Origin of the sequence: Deinococcus arcticus, from assembly GCF_003028415.1 — a bacterium.
Taxonomy (GTDB): domain Bacteria; phylum Deinococcota; class Deinococci; order Deinococcales; family Deinococcaceae; genus Deinococcus; species Deinococcus arcticus.
Genome location: NZ_PYSV01000005.1, coordinates 70,591 through 86,182, shown reverse-complemented (window position 1 = coordinate 86,182; position 15,592 = coordinate 70,591). Strand labels below are relative to the sequence as shown.

9 protein-coding genes and 1 CRISPR repeat array (1 of these 10 cut by a window edge) are annotated in these 15,592 nt (G+C 70.5%); all 9 genes read left to right on the top strand.

Features of this window, described 5'->3' with window-relative positions; genetic code table 11:
• Position 1 precedes the first annotated feature (1 nt).
• The 9 genes from C8263_RS06850 to C8263_RS06815 all read left to right on the top strand — a co-directional run bounded on the left by C8263_RS06850 (position 2) and on the right by C8263_RS06815 (position 11,473).
• Entirely contained in the window at positions 2-1,234 is a 1,233-nt protein-coding gene (locus C8263_RS06850) for an efflux RND transporter periplasmic adaptor subunit (RefSeq protein ID WP_107137385.1), read from the top strand.
• Complete coding sequence (locus tag C8263_RS06845; RefSeq protein WP_107137384.1) at positions 1,231-4,638, top strand: efflux RND transporter permease subunit; 3,408 nt, start codon at positions 1,231-1,233, stop codon at positions 4,636-4,638. The genes C8263_RS06850 and C8263_RS06845 overlap by 4 nt, the downstream gene beginning before the upstream one ends.
• A gap of 95 nt (positions 4,639-4,733) precedes the next feature.
• Entirely contained in the window at positions 4,734-4,907 is a 174-nt protein-coding gene (locus C8263_RS19260; protein WP_158263758.1) for a hypothetical protein, read from the top strand.
• Entirely contained in the window at positions 4,897-5,913 is a 1,017-nt protein-coding gene (locus C8263_RS06840; RefSeq protein ID WP_107137383.1) for a hypothetical protein, read from the top strand. Before C8263_RS19260 ends, C8263_RS06840 begins: the two co-directional genes overlap by 11 nt.
• An 11-nt stretch (positions 5,914-5,924) precedes the next feature.
• The gene (locus C8263_RS06835; protein ID WP_107137382.1) at positions 5,925-8,588 is read left to right on the top strand and encodes a VcbS; all 2,664 of its coding nucleotides are present in this window, start codon (positions 5,925-5,927) and stop codon (positions 8,586-8,588) included.
• A gap of 16 nt (positions 8,589-8,604) precedes the next feature.
• The gene (locus C8263_RS06830) at positions 8,605-9,114 is read left to right on the top strand and encodes a phage tail protein (RefSeq protein WP_107137381.1); all 510 of its coding nucleotides are present in this window, start codon (positions 8,605-8,607) and stop codon (positions 9,112-9,114) included.
• Positions 9,115-9,127: 13 nt separating this feature from the next.
• Complete coding sequence (locus C8263_RS06825; protein WP_107137380.1) at positions 9,128-9,652, top strand: phage tail protein; 525 nt, start codon at positions 9,128-9,130, stop codon at positions 9,650-9,652.
• 146 nt (positions 9,653-9,798) lie between these two features.
• Positions 9,799-10,314, top strand: coding sequence for a phage tail protein (locus C8263_RS06820; RefSeq protein WP_107137379.1), 516 nt, complete (start codon positions 9,799-9,801; stop codon positions 10,312-10,314).
• A 40-nt stretch (positions 10,315-10,354) separates the two neighbouring features.
• A complete protein-coding gene (locus C8263_RS06815) occupies positions 10,355-11,473 on the top strand; it encodes a hypothetical protein (RefSeq protein ID WP_107137378.1) in 1,119 nt (372 codons plus the stop codon).
• A 301-nt stretch (positions 11,474-11,774) separates the two neighbouring features.
• Positions 11,775-15,592: a CRISPR direct-repeat array (repeat unit 29 nt; unit sequence CGGAACATCCCCGCCCACACGGGGAAAAC) (it continues 2,983 nt past the right edge of the window).

The window sequence follows — 15,592 nt, the reverse complement described above, 5'->3', positions numbered from 1 at the left end:
GGTGCGCGCCCTGTTGCCCCTGACCTTGCCGCTGTTGCTGGCGGCCTGCGCGCCGCCCGGCGGCACCGGGCCGACCAACGACATTGACGCGCCGCCCGCCAAGACCACGGCCCTGCAGGTCACCACGGTGACGGCCACAGCGGGCACGTTGCAGGCCCAGCGCAGCGCCAGCGCCACGCTGCAGGCCCAGCGCGACAGTCAGGTGGCGGCGCAATCGGGCGGCGCCGTGCGGGCCGTGCCGGTGCAGGAAGGCGAGCGGGTGCAGCCCGGGCAGGTGGTGGTGCAGCTCGACGACCTGCCGCAGCGCCAGGCGCTGGACAATGCCCGGCTGCAACTGCAGCAGGCGCAGCTGAGCCTTGAACAGACCCAGCGCACGGCGCAGGGTGCAGGAGCCAGCCTGCGCGCCGCCGTGCAGGCCGCCGAGGCCACGCTGGCCCAGGCGCGCAGCAGCGCCCAGAGCGCCGAGCGGCTGTACGCCCTGGGCGGCGTGAGTCAGGCCGATCTGCAGGCGGCCCGCTCGGCGCTGGCGCAGGCCGAGAGTGGGCTGGCCCAGGCCAGAAGCAACCTCTCGCAGAACGGCCAGAGTGCCCAGAACAGTGTGCCGCTGGCCCGCGTGACGCTGGCCCAGGCGCAGGCCGGCGTGCGGCAGGCCGAGGAGAATCTGGCCCGCACCGCCGTGCGCGCACCCTTTGCGGGCACCGTGGCCGACCTGGGCGTGGAGGTGGGTGAATTTGTGGCCCAGGGTTCGCCGGTGTTCCGGCTGGTGGACCCCGGCAGCCTGCGCGCGCAGTTCAGCGTGCCCGCCGCCGACGCCGCCACGCTGCGCCCCGGCACCCCGCTGAACCTGGGCTACGGCGGGCAGAACTACGTGGCCACGGTGGTGGATACCCCCGGCATTGCGGGCACCAACCGCCTCGTGCCGGTCACGGCGCGGGTGCAGGGTGGGGGCGCCCTGCCGGTGGGCGCCACCGCCCAGGCCCGCTACCGGGTCACGCTGGGCCGGGGCGTGCTGGTGCCGGCCAGCGCCGTGCAGGCGGAAGAGGGCCAGAACGTGGTGTATGTGGCCGCCGCCGGGGTGGCGCAGCGCACGCCGGTGACCGTGGTGGCTGAGAGCGGTGCCCAGGTGGCGGTGCAGGGCCTGGACGCCGGGCAGGCCGTGATCACGCCGCTGCCCGCCAGCTTGCAGGACGGCGCGCGGGTGAGGGTCACGCGCCCGGCCGGGGCCCGGCCATGAGCACCCACGAACCCGCCGACTTCAACGCCCCGCCCGGGCGGCTGCCCGACGGCACGCCCGAACCGGCGGTGCATCCCCTCGTGCGCTTCAGCGTGCGCAACTACGTGTTTTCCATCGGGATTTTCGTGATGCTGGTGCTGGCCGGGCTGGTGGCCACCTTCCGGCTGGGCGTGGAACTGCTGCCCAACTTCGAGGTGCCGGTGCTGGCCGTCAGCACCGCCTACCCGGGCGCCAACCCCGATCAGGTGGACCGCGAGGTCAGCCGCCGCATTGAAGACGCCGTGAGCACGCTGGCAGGCGTGGTGGACATCAACACCACCTCGGTCAGCAACCAGTCGGCGGTGGTCATTACCTTTACCGACGACACGAACGTGGACAGCGCCGCCAACAGTGTCTCGCAGGCGGTGGCGGCCATCCGCGCCGCGCTGCCCGACGGCTCGGAAGCCCCGGTGGTGCAGAAGTTCGACCCCAACGACACGCCCATTCTGACGCTGGCCCTGCTGGGCGGCAGCGCGCCCCCCGCGCAGGTGACCGCCCTGGCCGAGGATGTGCTGGTGCCCCGCCTGGAGCGCATTGACGGCGTGGCCGACGTCAGCCTGACGGGCGGCCCGGAGCGGCAGGTGCAAGTTCTCCTGGACCCGGCCCGCTTGCAGGCCTACAACCTCACCCCGGCGCGGGTCACGGGCGCCATCAGTGCCAGTGCGCTGGACCTGCCGGCCGGCGCGGTGGCCCAGGGCGGCACCCAGACGCAGTTTTCCACCCGAAACACCCCGCGCAGCGCGGCCGAGGTGGCGCGCATTCCCCTGGACAGCGGCCTGCAGGTGGGTGACGTGGCCCGGGTGCGTGACTCGGCCGCCGCCGCCACCTCGCTGGCCCGGGTGAACGGCCAGCCGGCGGTGCTGCTGAGCGTGCGCAAGGGCAGCGGCACGAACTCGGTGGCGGTGACCGACCGGGTGCGCGCGGCCATGCAGGCCCAGCCCCTGCCCAGGGGCTACCGCCTGAGCCTGGCCAGCGACACCACCCGCGAAACCCGCGCCACCGTGAAAGACACCTTCAAGGAATTCCTGATTGCTGTGGCGGCGGTGGGCGTGATCTGCCTGCTGTTTCTGGGGCGGCTGAACACCGTGTTTGCGGTGGTGCTGGCCATTCCCATCTCCATCAGCGCGGCGCCGCTGCTCTTCAGCCTGCTGGGCTTTACCTTCAACATCATCTCGCTGCTGGCGATCATCGTGGCCATCGGCATCGTGGTGGACGATTCGATTGTGGTGGCCGAAAACGTACAGCGCTACCGCGACCTGGGCTACAGCCCGGTGCGCAGCGTGCTGCTGGGCGGCTCGGAGGTCTTCTCGGCCGTCACGGCGGCCAGCTTCTCGCTGCTGGCGGTGCTGCTGCCCCTGAGCTTCATGCCGGGCATCCTGGGGCAGTTTTTCAGCCAGTTCGGACTGGGGATTGCGGCGGCCATCGCGCTGTCGTGGCTGGAAAGCCTGCTGTTTCTGACGGTACGCATGGCCTATACCCAGGACCCCGAGCCGGTCACGTGGCGGGACGTGCCGGCCGTGCTGGGCCGCTTTCCGCTGCTGCTGCGCCAGAGTCTGGCGGGCGTGCGCACCCTGAGCGGCTGGCTGGGGCTGGCCCTGGCGGGCGCGGCGCTCACCGCAGCGGTGCGCGGCGCGGGGCTGGCCCTGCCCGTCGCGCTGGGGCTAGCCGCGCTGCTGGCGCCACTGGGCCTGGCGGTGGTCCGCTACCTGCTGACCGCGCTGTACGCCGTGCTTGAAGCGCTGACCGGCACCCTGCACGGGGTGACCAACCGGGGCGTGCAGGCCACGGCGCGCGCCTATGCCCGCAGCCTGGGGGGCGCCCTGGCGCGGCCCTGGGTGGTCATGGGCGTGGCAGGGCTGTTTTTGCTGAGCGCCGGGCTGGCCATGCGCGGGGTGGGCTTCGCCTTTACCCCCCAGACCGACAGCGGCTCGCTGACCGTGGACCTGGACCTGCCCACCGGCACCGATCTGGCCACCACCAACCGCCTGACCCGGCAGGTGGAAGAGAATCTGCTGGCCCGCGATGAAGTGCGTCTGGTGCAGACCAGCGTGGGCTCGGGCAGCCTGACCGGGGGCAACAGCCCCAACGCCGCCAGCCTGACCGTCACCCTGATTCCCAAGAGCGAGCGCCCCGGGATTGAAACCCTGGTGGCGCGCTACCTGCGCGACCTGGAGCGCGTGGCCGCCGCCGTGCCGGGCACCGAGGTGCTGGTGGCCTCAGAGCAGGGCGGGCCCGGGGGCAGCGCCGACATCACCCTGGCGCTCACCGCCCCCAACCAGGCCCTGCTGGTGCAGCGCAACCGCGAGGTCGTGCGCCTGCTCTCGCAGGACCCCAACCTGCGCACGGTGGAAAGCAGCCTCAGCGCCACCCGCCAGGAACGCACCTTCGTGCCGGACCCCACGCGCCTGAGCGGCACCGGCCTGAGCGCCAGCGACGTGGCCCAGGCCCTGCGCACCTACAACGACGGCTCGGTGGCCGGGCGTGTGCGCGACGGCGACCGCAGCGTGGACATCGTGGTGCGGCTGGACCCCGCGCTGATCAGCGGCGAGCAGAGCCTGCTGAGTCAGACGGTGTACTCGCAGGGGCTGGGCGCCAACCTCACCCTGGGCGAACTGGGCGCCTTCGAGCTGGCCCAGACGCCCGCCACCCTCAGCCGCCTGAACAAGGCCTACACCGCCACCCTGGACATCAACCTCGTGGACGGCGGCCCCAATCCCTTCGCCTACCAGCAGGAACTGGTGGGCCGCGTGCAAAAGGCCGGGCTGCTCTCGGGCGGCGTGACCCTGGGCAACGCCAGCGCGTTTGGCAGCGCGGGCCTGACCGGGGACCTTGTGTTCTACGGCCCCATTCTGATGCTGGTGGCCATCCTGCTCACCTACCTCGTGCTGGGCAGCCAGTTCAACTCCTTCCGGTATCCGGTGTACCTGCTGCTGCCGGTGCCCATTGCCATCGTGGGGGCGCTGTGGACGCTGAACCTCTTTGGCGTGAACCTGGACGTGATCACGGTGCTGGGCATGGTGATCCTGCTGGGGCTGTCCACCAAGAATTCCATTCTGTACCTGGAATTCGTGACCGAGCGGGTGCGCACCCTGCCGCTGCGCGAGGCGCTGATTGAAGCGGCCGAGCTGCGGTTCCGGCCCATCCTGATGACCACCCTGACCGTGCTGGTGATCAGCGTGCCGCTGATTCTGGGCCAGGGCGAGGGCGCCGAATTCCGCCGGGGCCTGGGCATCGTGATTCTGGGGGGCGTGGTGACCTCTACCCTGCTCACCTTCTACGTGGTCCCCAGTGTGTTCTGGCAGTTCGAGCGCCGCCGTCTGGGTGCCCCCACCCCGGCGCCCCCTGCCCTGAGCGCCACCGACTGACCAGAATCTGGGCCTTATCTGGCCCACTGCGCCTCACCCCCTGACCAGGGGTGGGGCGCTTACTTTTCTGACCGGAGATATGTCTACAATGAGCAATGACCAAAGAAGATGAAGCCCCTTCAGGTGGACCGCTGCCCGGCGCGCACGCGCCGTATGCCCCCCCCACCCTGACCCCGCTGGGCGCGTGGCAGGCCCTGACCCTGGTGATTTCTGTGCCGGTGCTGCCCGGTGGGCTGGACCCAGCGCCAGGGGGCCCCGATGCCTGGTAGGCGCGCGCGCTGGGCCCTGGCCGGCGCCCTGCTGCTGGCAGGCTGCGCGCCCAGCGGGGCCCCCACGCCGCCCGCTCTGGCGCCGCTGGGCCTGCTGGAAATCAGCTTCGATGGCCTGGGCAGCACGCAGGCCCACTCTCAGGTGCGCCCGCTGGCCCTGGAAGAAAGCGGCGCGGGCCTGGAACTCTCACCCCTGAGCGTGAGCGTGACCGATGTGGGGACGCGCGGCAGCGGCGGCACACGCTACATCACCGCCACCTACCGGGTGCGCAACGCGGCCAGTAACGGCACGCCCTCGGGGACGGCGCGCACCAACCTCACGCTGCTGGCCGCCGGGGTGAGCGACAATGTGGACGGCACCGCCCTGCGCGCCATGACCGTGTTCAGCGGCGCGCCGGCCCCCGCCGGGGTAGCGCGCAGCGTGCTGCCCACCCACGCGCTGGACTACCAGCCTGCCGCCGAACAGGTGCGCCCCGTGGCGGGCGGCGAGGACCTGCAGGTGTTTCTGGAATCCGAGGTGGCGCCGGGCAGCTTCACGCGCGGCGGCGTGCCGGTGTCCAGCTACAGCGACCTGGGCGTGACCACCGTGTTTCCCTACGGTTACGTGGTGCGCACCCCGGCGGGCGGGCGCACCCTGAGCGCCAACCCGGCGGCCGGGCAGTACGACGGCCGGGTGGCCATCAGTGTGCGGGTGCCGCTGCAGCCCAACGACAACGCCCAGACGCCGGTTGCCGGCAGCGCGCGCGATCCCTGGGCCTTTCGCATGACCTTTCTGGTCGTGACTGATTCGGCCACCCGGGTCACGCAGACCCTGGAAGAACAGAGCCTGCCCGACAGCCAGGTGCTCACCCGGGCAGCGGCGGCGGGCGCGACCGGGGTCAACGTGCTGCCCGGCAACGCCTACGCCTCGGGGGGCACCCTCCCCGCGCGCCGGGTCTGCCAGGTGCGCACCGCCGACGCCGCCGGCGCCCCGGGCGCCACCTACCTCGTCAACTCGTGCCCCTGAGCGGAGGTTTCATGCGTTCCCTGCCCTTTCCTGCCCTGGCGCCGCTCTCGCTGGCCCTGCTGCTGGGCGCCTGCGCGGCGCCCCAGCCGGCCCCGCCGCCGACCACTTCCGCGCCCATCGCCCCCGCACCCGGCGCCGAACCGGCCCCCACCACGCCGGCCCCAGCCCCCGCCCACGCCCTGACCCCGCTGGGCACCGTGGAAATCGCCTTTTCCGGCCTGAACGACCCCGAAGGCTTCCGGGCCGAACTCGTGCCCCAGGCGCTGACCAACGTGGGCGGCCTTCAGCTGGAGCCGCTGGCCAACAGTTCGTTCACCGTGGGCACGCGCGGCGCGGGCGGCATGCGCTACCTGTATGCCTCGTTCCGGGTGCGCAACGCCGACGCGGCGGGCACCGCCTACCCGGCGGCGCGGCAGAACCTCACGCTGGTGGCCGCCAGCACCGCCAGCACCATTGGCGAAACCGCCATCAGTGCCCTGCAGCGCTTCGACGGCAGCGCGGCGCCCGCCGGCATGGCCCAGAGCATCCTGCCCACCCACGCCATGACCCTGGACCGCACCAGCGGCGCTGACCGCCTGCAGCCCAAGGCCGGCAGCGAGGACCTGCAGGTGTTCGCCGAGGACGAGGTGGCCGCCACCCCAGCCGGGGCCACGCGCCTCTTTCCCTATGGCTACGTGGTGCGGCGCAAGAACGTGAGCGCCAGCCGCCTGCTGCCGGGCAACCCGGCCGCCGGGCAGTTCGACGGCGTGGTGACGATTGCCGTCAAGCTGCCGCTGCAGGCCAGCAGCGCGGACGATCCGTTCCGCTTCAACATGAATTTTGCGGTCATGGACGACAGCCGCACCCGCGTGACCGAGAGTGTGGAAGAGCAGGGCGCCTTCAGCAGCGCCGCCGCGCGGGCCGGGGCCCTGGGCGTGAACATCCCGGTCATGACCCTGTGCGGCAGCACGCTGAACACGGGCGTCACCCAGTTCATCGGCTCGGCCACCACGGCAGGCAACGCGGCGCGCCTGGCCAAAATTGGTGGGAATATTGCCCTGAAGAACGTGGCGCTGGCCTATACCGTGCCCGGGCACGTGCAGCTGTCGGTGCCGGCGGGCAGCGGCCTGGCCGGGGCCTACAGCACCTACGGCGGTGCGGCGCTCAGCTTCAGCGGGGGCAGCACCCGCCGGGGCGGCGCGGCGACGGTGGGCGCAGCCGGCAACTTCACCTTCATCTCCAAGGTGGGCGACGGCCAGCCGGCGGTGACTGATCAGCTGCTCTACCGCGTCTCGGACAACCAGGGCTGCAGCGGCACCGACACCACTGCCGACGTGAACGTGGCCGGGCGGGTGTGGTTCGTGAACAACAGCGGCTCCAATGGCGACGGCCGGCAGGGCACCCCCTTCAACACCCTGGCGGCGGCCCAGACGGCCTCGGCGGCGGGGGATCACCTGTACGTGGCGCGCGGCACCGGCACCACAGGCGGGCAGAACAGCGGCCTGACGCTGAAAACAGGCCAGACCTTGATCGGTGAGGGCGCCGCCCTGACCGTGGGCGGCGTCACCTACATCGCGGCTGGGGCACAGAACGCCCAGATCGGCAACAGTGCGGGCGCGGGCCTCACGCTGGCCCAGAACACCGTGGTGCGCGGCCTGAACATCAGCGGCACCAGCAGCGCGGTGACGGGCAGTAATTTTGGCACCCTGGACCTCACTGCTGGCACGGTGGGCGCCAGCGCGGGTCCGGCCCTGAACCTCACGGGCGGCACCCTGAATGCGACCATCACGGCGCTGAATTCCAGCGCCTCGCCGGGCACCGGCAGCCTGCTGACCGGCGTGGGCGGCACCCTGAGCGTCACGGGCAGCGGCGCGGCCGGTTCCGGGGGCACCCTGCAGGGCGCCGCCGGCGAGGGACTGCGGATTGTGCCGCAGAACCAGACCCTGACCGCCACCCTGGAGCGCCTGAACGTGCAGAACAACGGCGCCGAGGGCGTGGAGGTGGTCACCCAGAACACCGAAACCGGGCGCGCCGTGCTGACGGTGCGCAGCAGCACCTTTGCGAACAACGGGCTGGCGGCCGTGCGGGTGGACCACGCTGCCAACAGCGCCTCGCGCACCGTCCTGAGCGGCAACACCGTGAACAACACGACCTCTGCGGCGGGCGGGTTCAGCATCAACACCACGCATACGGGCGCCCAGACCGACGAGTGGCTGCTCAGTGGCAACTCGCTGACCCTGCAGCCCTTGTCCGGCGGCAACTCTATCGGGCTCTCAGGCGTGGTGGCGGGCGCGGGCACACTGCGCGCCAGCGCCGTGAACAACACCGTGAACAACTTCGCCTCTCACGGCCTGCGCTTTGCCGCCCTGAACAACGCCTCGCGCCTGCACGTCACCCTGACGGGCAACCAGACGAGCACGCCGGTTTCCACGGCCCTGGAAGGCGCGCTGCTGCAAAGCGGCGACGGCCCGGCCACCAGCGCGCAGCTGTGCGCCAGCGTGACGGGCAACACCCTGCGCAGCGTGAGCGGCATTGAAGGGCTGTACGTCTGGAAGGTGGGCAGCAATACCCTGCAGCTGCAGGGCTTTGCGGGCGGCAGTGCCCAGAGCTTCCTGGCCAGCGCCAACCCCGCGACCGTGGGCATCTTCGTGGACGGCACGCCCACCGGCGGCACCTGCGAAACGCCGGCGCCCTGAACCCCGGAGGCTCCTCATGGACGAACCCTTTATCGGCACCATTCAGATCTGCGCCCTGCCCTTTGCGCCGCGCGGCTGGGCCACCTGCGACGGCCAGCTGCTGCCCATCAACCAGAATCAGGCGCTGTTTTCCATTCTGGGCACCACCTACGGCGGCAACGGGCAAACCAACTTCGCCCTGCCCGACCTGCGCGGGCGCGTGCCCATGCACTGGGGCACGCAGGGCGGCCTACCCATGAACCTGGGCCAGGCGGGCGGTCAGGCGACGCACACCCTCACGCTGGCCGAGCTGCCCGCCCACAGCCACGCGCTGGGCGCCAGTGCCAGTGCGGGCAGCACCAGCCTGCCGGCAGGGGCCCTGCTGGCCAGCGCGCCCCTGTACGCCGCCGCCTCCAGCCCCCTGACAGCCCTGGCCAACACCACGGTGGGCAGCGCCGGGGGCAGCCAGCCCCACCCCAACCTGCCGCCCCTGTCCACCCTGAATTTCGTGATTGCCCTGGTGGGCATCTTCCCGTCCCGCAACTGAGCCAGGAGACCCTATGACCCCCTACCTGGGTGAAATCCGCATGTTCGCCGGCACCTTTGCCCCCGTGGGCTGGGCGCTGTGCGAGGGCCAGCTGCTGCCCATTTCGCAGTACGACGCCCTGTTCGTCCTGATCGGCACCACCTACGGCGGCGACGGCCAGAGCACCTTCGCCCTGCCAGACATGCGTGGGCGCCTGCCGGCGCATGTGGGCACCCCCGCTGGTGGCCAGCCGCTGGCCCTGGGGCAGCTCACCGGTACCGAGACCGTGACCGTCAGCGCCGCGCAGGTGCCGGCCCACAGCCACGCCCTGCAGGCCAGCACCCTCACGGCCCCGCAGGGCGGCGGCGTCAGCGCCGGGGCCTTTCTGGCGCAGCCCGACGGCAGCGAGCTGTACGTGGGCAGCGGCCGGCGGCCCCAGACCCTGGCCGCCGCCGCCGTGGCGGCCAGTGGGGGCGCGCAGCCCCACGAGAACCTCTCGCCTTACCTGTGCGTGAACTTCATTATCGCCCTGGAAGGCATTTTTCCCTCCCGCAACTGAGGGCCGAGGTGGGAGCGCCAGCTCACCCTGCGCCGCTTCCACCGCAGCGGCACAAGCCCCCCTTCTGAATGCGGCCGGCCCGAAGAGGCCAGAGACAGAGCGGCTCTGCTGTCCAGCCCCACCGGCACCGCCACGAGGCCAACCCCATGGAACCGTTTATCGGAGAGATTCAGATGTTCGCGGGCAACTTTGCGCCGCGCGGGTGGGCCCTGTGCAACGGGCAACTGCTGCCCATTGCGCAGAACACGGCCCTGTTTTCGCTGCTGGGGACCACTTACGGCGGCGACGGGCGCACCACCTTTGCCCTGCCCAACCTGCAGGCGACTTCACCCATGGCGCCGGGAACCGGCCCCGGGCTGACACCGCGCACCCTGGGCCAGCAGGGCGGCGCAGCCAGCGTGACCCTGCTCCCCCAGGAGATGCCGCCGCACACCCACGCCGTGAACGCCTTCGACGTACCGGGCACCAGCGCCGTGCCCACCGACCGCTCGCTGGCCCGCAGCGTGAACAGCAACGCGTATGGTCCCGGCACCCCGGGCGTCACCCTGGCACCCCAGAGTCTGGCCCCAGCGGGCGGCAGCGCGCCGCACAACAACCTGCCCCCTTATCTGGCCGTCACGTTCATCATTGCGCTTCAGGGCATCTACCCGTCGCGCCCCTGACCGGAGGTTTCATGTCTCTGTTTTCTGTTCGGGGCCCCCTGTGAGCCCCACGCCCTCCCGCCGCAACCTGCTCAAGGCCGTGGCCGCGCTGCCGGCCCTGCTGGGCGGCGCGCAGGCGGCCACGATTCCGGCGCGGCGCCTGCGCGTGGCCGCCCTGGTGCCGCAGCACGAGGCCCTGCCGGGCTTCACCGCGGCGTTTCTGGCCGGTCTGGAAACGGCGCTGCTCCCGGGCGCCGCACTGCTGGTCACCCGCAGTGGGCCGCGCCCCACTGAGCTGCGTCAGGCCGCCGGGGTGGCCCTGCGCGCTGGGCCCGATGTACTGGTGACCCTGGGCGACGGCGTGGCCGAGCTGGTGGCGACTGAGCTGCCAGCGGGGCTGCCGGTGATTGCCGCCGGGCCCGGCGCCGCGCCCACCCGCCGGCCTACCCGCGCGGGCCTGCTGGGGGCCAGCCTGCACGCCTGGGAAGGCGAGTGGCTGATGGGCCAGCACCTCGCGCCGCGCCGCACCCCCACCTTCCTGCTGATCTCGGCGCTGGACAGCGGCTATGATCTGCCGTTTGCGTTCGCCAGTGGTCTGGAGGCCGGCGGCGGGCAACTGCTGGGCAGCGCGGTGCTGGACCCACAGCTGGCGGGCGGGGCCCTGCGCGCCGCGGTGGCCGCCGCCCAGGCCGCCGGCGCCCGGCACCTGCACCTGCAGGACTCTGCGCAGGTACAGACCGCTGACGTGCTGCGCGCCGCGCGCCAGCTGGGGCTGAGCGTGAGTGTGGGCAGCCTGGGCACAGGGGCCGCGCAGGTACGCAGCGCCGCCCCGTCGGCCACGCCCCTTCCTGCCGCCCTGAGGCGCGCCGCTGGCGCCCTGGCGAGTCACCCGGCAGCAGCCCTGGGCCACGATGTGGGCACGTGGCTGTCGCGCGGCGCGGCCCAGCTGCCCCACCTGACCCCCCTGGGCCTGACCGCCGCCCTGAGCACCGGGCCCGTGCGGGGCCTGCGCGGCGAACTGCTGGTAACCCCGGACGGCCTCCTGCGCGCGCCGCTGGTACTGGAGACCCCGGGCCACGCGCCCCAGCCTCTGCGCCGCCTGCCCCACACGGCCCTGAATGCCCAGGGTCTACGCAGCGGCCACCTGTATGCCTTTCCACACGCAGGGGCGCCGGGCTGAGAGCAGAAACCCAAAGCCAGAAGCCAAAGCCGCCCCAGGATTACCTCGGGGCGGCTTTGAGGCGAATGGAGCGACACCAGCTCGTGCTCCAGGACGCAGAGTGGCCTCCCGTGAGGGCAAGGGTGAAGGCCAAAGCGGCTGGCTGTGTTTTGAATCAGGCGCTGCGCCCGGCGAGGTCAGACGTGAAGTCATCCAGAGTCAAACATGACTGGCCACCGAAACCTTGATCAAGGCTCAAACTGGAACATCCCCGCATGTACGGGGAAGAGGTGCAGCAGCGAAAGGAGGCGAACCGTCACAAAGGAACATCCCCGCCCACACGGGGAAAACGAAGGGGCTCATCTGCCCCTGACTGGTGTTGTCGGAACATCCCCGCCCACACGGGGAAAACTCCTGGGCCGCGACCACCGTAGGCATATGGTTCGGAACATCCCCGCCCACACGGGGAAAACCCCAGCGTGGCCCTGCCGGAAGAACCGGGCAGCGGAACATCCCCGCCCACACGGGGAAAACTGGCCGCCGGTGGGGGGTGGGTTCAAGTACCGCGGAACATCCCCGCCCACACGGGGAAAACTTTGTCGATAGAGCCATAGTTCAAGCCGCAATCGGAACATCCCCGCCCACACGGGGAAAACGTCAGCCCAGGCGTCAGCCCGACGCCCACAGGCGGAACATCCCCGCCCACACGGGGAAAACCAATGCCGCTGGTAGTGCGGCCAGACAGACCGCGGAACATCCCCGCCCACACGGGGAAAACCTGAGGGGCTTGATCGTGGCCACGGTGAACTCCGGAACATCCCCGCCCACACGGGGAAAACGGCGGGGTCACCAACGGCGCCGCGACCTACAACGGAACATCCCCGCCCACACGGGGAAAACGGTGTTCATCGCCGGGCCCCTGGCGCTGGCCGCGGAACATCCCCGCCCACACGGGGAAAACCGCGTGACTGGTGAAGCCATGCTGGCGCCGGTCGGAACATCCCCGCCCACACGGGGAAAACTTCTGCCGGACCAGCTGCACGGCCGCCAGTGCCGGAACATCCCCGCCCACACGGGGAAAACTTCCACGCGGCTGCACTTGATCCGGCCCCCACCGGAACATCCCCGCCCACACGGGGAAAACCCCGTAGTGCATGGCGAGGCTGGTCAGGAACGCGGAACATCCCCGCCCACACGGGGAAAACTGCTCTGCGGGGTAGACGCATCCACTGTTGCTCGGAACATCCCCGCCCACACGGGGAAAACGAAACCGGACGCGCCCACATGGTCAATCTGAGCGGAACATCCCCGCCCACACGGGGAAAACTGGTAAAAGAGGAAGGCGTTGGTCGCACTGTTCGGAACATCCCCGCCCACACGGGGAAAACCCAGGGGTGGCGGTGCGCCCACCGGCCGGGCCCGGAACATCCCCGCCCACACGGGGAAAACCCGTCCGGCCAGCGCACCATTACGTTGGCGGGCGGAACATCCCCGCCCACACGGGGAAAACATGCAGCTGGTCCCGCGCCGGGCGTCGTCACCCGGAACATCCCCGCCCACACGGGGAAAACCTCCGTGTCCTGTGCATAGCCCTCCAGCAGCTCGGAACATCCCCGCCCACACGGGGAAAACCGGCCCATGGCGGTTCGGATCAGCAGCACCCACGGAACATCCCCGCCCACACGGGGAAAACGACGACGGCCACGGCGAGGTCAGCCCCTACACCGGAACATCCCCGCCCACACGGGGAAAACGCGCTCCGGTGCGGTTGCTCCGGTGGCGCGTCCGGAACATCCCCGCCCACACGGGGAAAACGGAATGGTCAGACACTCGTTTTCCATGATCAGCGGAACATCCCCGCCCACACGGGGAAAACCTCAACAAATCGCTCAAGCGCGACCCCGTGGGCGGAACATCCCCGCCCACACGGGGAAAACGTACAAGACGACGGGCTGGAAACTCTCGCAAGAGGAACATCCCCGCCCACACGGGGAAAACCTGCCCGAGTTTGCTCTGACGGTAGGTTACCGCGGAACATCCCCGCCCACACGGGGAAAACGCCGACAGCCTGTATCCCACCAAATGGGCGCTCGGAACATCCCCGCCCACACGGGGAAAACGCGTTGGGGTCAATGCCCAGTTCGCCGGCCACCGGAACATCCCCGCCCACACGGGGAAAACGCTTTTCCGCCTGCGCCGCCTGTGGGCAGGGGCGGAACATCCCCGCCCACACGGGGAAAACGCGGCAAGGTTGCCGCCTGCGTTACCCAGCATCGGAACATCCCCGCCCACACGGGGAAAACGTGCGGCTGACTGCTGCCCGGTCCTGCAGGTTCGGAACATCCCCGCCCACACGGGGAAAACTTGGCCACGATCTCTTTGAAGTTCAGAGTCAGCGGAACATCCCCGCCCACACGGGGAAAACCTGAAGGTCACCGGGCCATCGGCCGGAATCGGCGGAACATCCCCGCCCACACGGGGAAAACTGTGCTGCCGCGCTCACGGGCCTCCTGGGCGGCGGAACATCCCCGCCCACACGGGGAAAACCCGGCCCGCTGTTCCCCAAGTTGCTGCGCCCGCGGAACATCCCCGCCCACACGGGGAAAACGCCGCCCTGGCGCATGGCGCGCACCATCTGTTCGGAACATCCCCGCCCACACGGGGAAAACTCCCCCCAGGTCACCAGCTGGCGGCCGGCGCCCGGAACATCCCCGCCCACACGGGGAAAACAAGCATGATGTGGACCAGCAGGCCGCCCAGGCCGGAACATCCCCGCCCACACGGGGAAAACGTAATCGTCGAAAACCCCCAGGAATTCGCGGCCGGAACATCCCCGCCCACACGGGGAAAACAGCCTGGGCACCCTCATCATCTGGCGCCCCCCCGGAACATCCCCGCCCACACGGGGAAAACGCCCCCGACGACCCCTAGCCCCAGGAGGCCCCCGGAACATCCCCGCCCACACGGGGAAAACCCGCCCAGCCTGCAAACCCTCAGCCCAGCGGCCGGAACATCCCCGCCCACACGGGGAAAACGTGGCCACCGACCGCCGGCTGGCCGTGCAGGACGGAACATCCCCGCCCACACGGGGAAAACCCCCCCGAGCTGCGCGACACGTTCGAGGCGGCCGGAACATCCCCGCCCACACGGGGAAAACACAGAGCAGAAGTGGGCTCACTAGGCTACACACGGAACATCCCCGCCCACACGGGGAAAACGGACGATTCAGTCCTAGGTCAAGGCGCCGTTCCGGAACATCCCCGCCCACACGGGGAAAACAAACACGCCCTGGACCTGGGCTGGAAGCCCGCCGGAACATCCCCGCCCACACGGGGAAAACTGGCCCGGCGGCGCGCAGGGGAATATTGGCCTCGGAACATCCCCGCCCACACGGGGAAAACTATTTGCCCGTGAAATCGTTAGAAGTCCAGAGCGGAACATCCCCGCCCACACGGGGAAAACCTGCAGGCGCAGGCATTCGCAGCCTTCCAGGGCGGAACATCCCCGCCCACACGGGGAAAACTGGAAAGCGAAGAGGCTCCGATGAGCGCGGAACGGAACATCCCCGCCCACACGGGGAAAACCAAGTCGGCGGGCTGGACCCCAGAGGACATCACGGAACATCCCCGCCCACACGGGGAAAACGGCACGCAATCCGGCCAGGAGTTCGGACAGGGCGGAACATCCCCGCCCACACGGGGAAAACTGGGCCTGCGCGATTTTCTGCCCCATCCACACCGGAACATCCCCGCCCACACGGGGAAAACTGGGCCGCGTCCCACGTGGCCGCCTGCAGTCGCGGAACATCCCCGCCCACACGGGGAAAACCCAATGGAACGTTTTGCCCTCAATCAGCACGCCGGAACATCCCCGCCCACACGGGGAAAACGGGGACAACATCGGGCGCGGGGGCCGCAACACCGGAACATCCCCGCCCACACGGGGAAAACGGTTTCGCCCCGGCCGCCCGGGCAATGCCAGCCGGAACATCCCCGCCCACACGGGGAAAACGCCACCTTTACGGGGGTGCAGGGAGACGCCTACGGAACATCCCCGCCCACACGGGGAAAACCGAACGGGCACACCCTACGGCGAGGCGTACAGCGGAACATCCCCGCCCACACGGGGAAAACCATTGGT

Excerpts from the sequence above, each read along its gene's own strand:
- C8263_RS06845 (WP_107137384.1), top strand. The coding sequence starts at position 1,231 with ATGAGCACCCACGAACCCGCCGACTTCAACGCCCCGCCCGGGCGGCTG.
- C8263_RS19260 (WP_158263758.1), top strand. The coding sequence starts at position 4,734 with ATGACCAAAGAAGATGAAGCCCCTTCAGGTGGACCGCTGCCCGGCGCG.
- C8263_RS06840 (WP_107137383.1), top strand. The coding sequence starts at position 4,897 with ATGCCTGGTAGGCGCGCGCGCTGGGCCCTGGCCGGCGCCCTGCTGCTG.
- C8263_RS06835 (WP_107137382.1), top strand. The coding sequence starts at position 5,925 with ATGCGTTCCCTGCCCTTTCCTGCCCTGGCGCCGCTCTCGCTGGCCCTG.
- C8263_RS06830 (WP_107137381.1), top strand. The coding sequence starts at position 8,605 with ATGGACGAACCCTTTATCGGCACCATTCAGATCTGCGCCCTGCCCTTT.
- C8263_RS06825 (WP_107137380.1), top strand. The coding sequence starts at position 9,128 with ATGACCCCCTACCTGGGTGAAATCCGCATGTTCGCCGGCACCTTTGCC.
- C8263_RS06820 (WP_107137379.1), top strand. The coding sequence starts at position 9,799 with ATGGAACCGTTTATCGGAGAGATTCAGATGTTCGCGGGCAACTTTGCG.